Origin of the sequence: Rhabdothermincola sp., from assembly GCF_036846205.1 — a bacterium.
GTDB lineage: Bacteria > Actinomycetota > Acidimicrobiia > Acidimicrobiales > Acidimicrobilacustridaceae > Rhabdothermincola.
This window is the reverse complement of record NZ_DAIUCK010000155.1, coordinates 1-4342: the sequence shown is the minus strand read 5'-3', so window position 1 is coordinate 4342 and position 4342 is coordinate 1. Positions and strand designations below refer to the sequence as shown.

Annotated in this window: 2 protein-coding genes and 2 pseudogenes; all 4 read left to right on the top strand. The window is 74.3% G+C overall.

The window, feature by feature from the left end; translation table 11 throughout:
• Nucleotides 1-809: pseudogene (locus V7004_RS15270) on the top strand (hypothetical protein); the annotation flags it as partial.
• Between the two features lie 10 nt (nucleotides 810-819).
• Complete coding sequence (locus V7004_RS15265) at nucleotides 820-2544, top strand: HsdM family class I SAM-dependent methyltransferase (protein WP_334145072.1); 1725 nt, start codon at nucleotides 820-822, stop codon at nucleotides 2542-2544.
• 79 nt (nucleotides 2545-2623) lie between these two features.
• Entirely contained in the window at nucleotides 2624-3529 is a 906-nt protein-coding gene (locus V7004_RS15260; protein ID WP_334145070.1) for an isocitrate lyase/PEP mutase family protein, read from the top strand.
• A 333-nt stretch (nucleotides 3530-3862) separates the two neighbouring features.
• Nucleotides 3863-4342: pseudogene (gene metX / locus V7004_RS15255) on the top strand (homoserine O-acetyltransferase); the annotation flags it as partial.

Below are 4342 nucleotides of genomic sequence, written 5' to 3'. Positions count from 1 at the left end.
CCCCACCACCGGCGGTCGAGGATGGAGGCTCGACCGCGGTTGCGACGACCGAGTCGTCGGCTGAGAGCGCCGAGACGGACCGGGACACCAGCGACGACACCGTTCCGGTCGCGGCGGTCACGGCGGTCGCCGCGGGCGCCGGGACGGCCGGGGCCGCCGGGTCACGGCCATCCCCATCGGCGCCCGCCGGCGAGGGCACCAAGAGCAACAAGGGGGTGCTGATCGGCGTCGGCGCCGCCGTCGTGCTCCTGGGGGTGATCGTGGGCATCGTCGCGCTGGCCGGTGGCGGTGGTGGCGACCAGGACGCGACCGAGGCCGCGGCCTCGCAGGAGTCCACGACCACGACCGGGGCCAGGAACTCGACCACCACCACGGCGGACCCGGTCTCGACCACCTCGCCGGTGGAGAGCACCACCACCAGCTCCTCGTCGACGACGTCGACGGTCAACACGACATCGACCACCGCCGCCGTCACCCTGCCACCCCAGACCATCATCGGGCCCCCGCCGACCAACCCCGGACCGACCGGTCCGGCCTACCTGGTATTCAGCGGAGGCTCCTGCCAGATTCCGAAGAACAGCTCGGCCACCATCGGGACGATGTCGAACGTCGGCGGCTCGGCGGGGACCTACTCCGCTTCCAGCCCACAGCTCACCGTGCCCCAGGGCACCATCGCGGCCGGTTCGTCGATCCCGGTGACCGCCACCGCTCCACCTGGCTTCGAAGGCCCGACGACCATCACCTTCAGCGGACCGGGCCTCGCCGGTACCACCATCAGCTGCTTCGTGCAGAACAATCCCAACCGGTAGCGTCGCCGCCGTGGGTGGCCCGGCTCCGGCGTCGAGCACGGCGGCATACCTCCAGCAGGTCACGGCACACGCGGCACGGCTTGACCCGGACAGCGACCAGCACCTCGGCGCATCGCTTCCGGACCTGCTCGGCATCGCACACCAGGCCCTCCAGGACCGGGATGCTCGGCGGCGAGCCGGCGCGTTCTACACCCCGGCGCCGGTCGCCCTCGGGCTCGCCCGGCTGGCCCTCGAGGATCTCGACGGAGCGGTGAGGGTGTGTGACCCGGCGTGTGGCGGGGGAGCGTTCCTGCTTGCTGCGGGCCGGGTCCTCGAGAGTCGTGGCCTGTCCCGCCGCCGCATCGTGGAGGACCTGCTCTGGGGGATCGACCTCGATCCCCGCTCGATCGCGGTGACCGAGATGGCACTGGTCCGCTGGGCGGCCGAGGCCGGCCAGCGGGTCGAGCGGACGAACCTCGCGGTGGCTGACGCGTTGTGCCGAGGCCTGGACGCCTGGCCGGGGTCCCCGGAGCCCTTCGATGCCGTGCTCGGCAACCCACCCTTTCAGAGCCAGCTCGCCAGCCGGACCGCCCGCACCCCCGAGCAGGCCGCGGTGCTGCGCCAGCAGCTCGGTGACGTGGCCACCGGGTACGCCGACTCGTCGTCGCTGTTCCTCGCCGCGGCCGTGGAGCTGGTCCGCGACGGGGGACGGGTGGTGCTGGTGATGCCGGAGTCCTTCCTCGCGGCCCGCGATGCCCGCCGCGCCCGCCGGCACGTGCTCCGCCACGCCGCGCTGCGGGGCCTGTGGTTGGCGGAGGGAGACGTGTTCGACGCCTCGGTCCGGGTCTGCGCGCCGGTGCTCGAGCGGCGCCTCGGTGGCGGGCCGCGGCCCGACGAACCGATCCGGCGGTGGGTCGGCCAGGCGATGGAGCCCGTCGACCCGGCTCCCATCCGAGCCGGAGCTCTGGACGCCGCTCCCACGTGGTCGGCGCTGATCGTGGACCGGCGCGGGGTGCCCCCGGTGGAGATCGACAGCCCGGGGCGGGGGCGGCTCGGGGACCTGGCTCGGGCGACCGCCGGGTTCCGGGACCAGTACTACGGCATCGGCCCTCACGTGGTCGAGGCCGGTGCCGGCGCCCCGGAGTCGTTGCCGGCGGAGGGGTCGGCACCGCTCGTGACCGCAGGTGTGATCGACCCCCTGCGATGCCTGTGGGGGCAGCGGCCGGTGCGCTTCGCCGGCCAGCGATGGACCGCACCGGTGGTGGACCTCGCGGCCCTGCGGCGAGCGGAGCCCGACCTCGCCCGTTGGGCGGACTCGGTGCTGGTGCCCAAGGTCGTGGTCGCCACCCAGACCCGGGTGCTCGAGGCAGCCGTCGATGAGACCGGCAGGTGGTGGCCGTCGGTGCCGGTGGTGGCGGTGACCACGGATCCGGAGGACCTGTGGGCCGTGGCGGCGATCCTCCTGGCCCCGCCGGTGAGCGCGTGGGCCATGGCCAGGGTCGCCGGCGCCGCGCTCGCCGCCGACGCGGTGAAGCTCGCGGCCCGCGACGTGGCGGAGATCCCGTTGCCGCCTCGCCACCGCCCCTGGGAGCAGGCCGCGGCACTGCTGCGGGACGGCGCGGCCGCAGCCTCCGGCGGCGACGGCTCGCGTTGGCGGGCGCTGCTGGTGCGCGCCGGTGCGGCGATGACCGAGGCGTACGGCGCCGGGGAGCGGTGCCTGGCCTGGTGGGAAGCACGGTTGCCGCCGTTCCGCTGAGCAGTCCGCGCTCGCGGCCTGCCCGACTCGGAGGCCGAGCCCGGGTGCGGGGTCAGCGGCCGGGCTACGGTCGGCGGCCATGTCCCGGCCCGCATCCCCACCGCCAGCCGGCCAACAGCTGCGCGCCCGGCTCGCCGACGGGCAGACCGTCCTGATGCCCGGCGTGTGGGATCCACTGTCGGCACTCCTGGCTCGCGGCGCCGGGTTCTCGACCGTGTTCCTGTCGGGCTACTGCGTGTCGGGCGCGTACCTGGGGGTTCCCGACATCGGCCTGCTGACCCAGACGGAGATGGCCGAGGTGGCCCGCCGCGTGTGCCGGGCGGTGCCGGAGCTGGCGGTGGTGGTGGATGCCGACACCGGCTACGGCGATCCGTCGAACACGATCCGCACCGTGGAGCTCTGGGAGGAGGCCGGCGCCGCGGGCCTGTTCCTCGAGGACCAGCGCTGGCCCAAGCGCTGCGGCCACCTGGACGGCAAGGAGGTGGTGCCCCGCGACGAGTGGCTGGCCAAGCTGCGGGCGGCGATCGCCCACCGCGACGCGCTGCACGTGACCGCCCGCACCGATGCCCGGGCGCCGCTGGGGCTCGACGAGGCCATCGAGCGGGCTCGGATGGCCGCCGACCTGGGGGTGGACGCGGTGTTCGTGGAAGCCCCTCGGTCGATCCCCGAGCTGGAGCGGATCGCCTCCGCCCTGGCGGGCACCGTGCTGGTGGCCAACATGGTGGAAGGGGGCAAGACGCCGCTGCTCACCCCCGATGAGCTGCACGAGCTGGGCTTCGACCTCATCGTCTCGCCGCTCACCGGCCTGTTCTCGACGGTGCGAGCGCTGCGCGACACCTTCGAGCGGTTGGCCGGCGCCGGGACCCTGCGGGACGACCTCGGACGGCTGGCGACGTTCGACGAGTTCACCGCGCTGGTCGAGCTCGACCGCTGGCAGCGCGCCGGCGATCCCGCCCACGGGGATGGCGCACCCGCAGGCCCGTGATCGGGTCACCCGGCGGGGGCCTGTGATCCGACCACCCGGCAGCGGGCCGTGATCTTTCTGGTTACCCACCAGAACACTGGCCCGGCTACGCTGTGCGCCGACATCAGGAGTGGCCCGGGCAACCGGGTCCGGCAACCTGGGACGGACACCCAAGGTGCCTCCCACCCCGAAGGGTGGGGATGTGGCCCGAGGCGGCGTCGCCGCCGACGGCAACGAAGTGTCCGAGCCTCGCCCGCTCGTCCTTGCGGTGTCCGACCCCCGAGCGACGGGAGCGATCGTTTGGCCGACGGTGCGGTTGACGGGGACCTGGCTGGCCGCGCGCCGATCAGCCCGGTGCCGCTGCCCGCGACGGGGGCGTGGCGGGTCGGGGACCCGGTGGGTCACCGCCAGTTCCTCACCCTCGCCACCGAGCGGCCGTTCGTGTTGGAGGGCGGCGGCACCCTCCGGGGGATCACCGTCGCCTACGAGACCTGGGGGCAGCTCGACGCCGATGCCTCCAACGCGGTGCTGGTGTGCCACGCCCTCACCGGTGATTCGCACGCCGCCGGCCCCAGCGGCCACGGGCATCCCACCCCGGGTTGGTGGGACGACCTGATCGGCCCCGGGCGGGCTCTGGACACCGACCGGCTCTTCGTGGTCTGCGCCAACGTGCTCGGCGGGTGTCAGGGCACCACGGGCCCGTCGTCGATCGATCCCGCCACCGGGCGACCCTACGGCTCGCGGTTCCCGGTGGTGTCGATCCGTGACATGGTGCGCACCCAGGCTGCGCTCGCCGACCACCTCGGGGTCGACCGGTGGCTGGCGGTGGTGGGC

What these genes read in the sequence shown, in the direction of transcription:
- V7004_RS15260 (WP_334145070.1), top strand. Translation starts at nt 2,624, where the DNA reads ATGTCCCGGCCCGCATCCCCACCGCCAGCCGGCCAACAGCTGCGCGCC.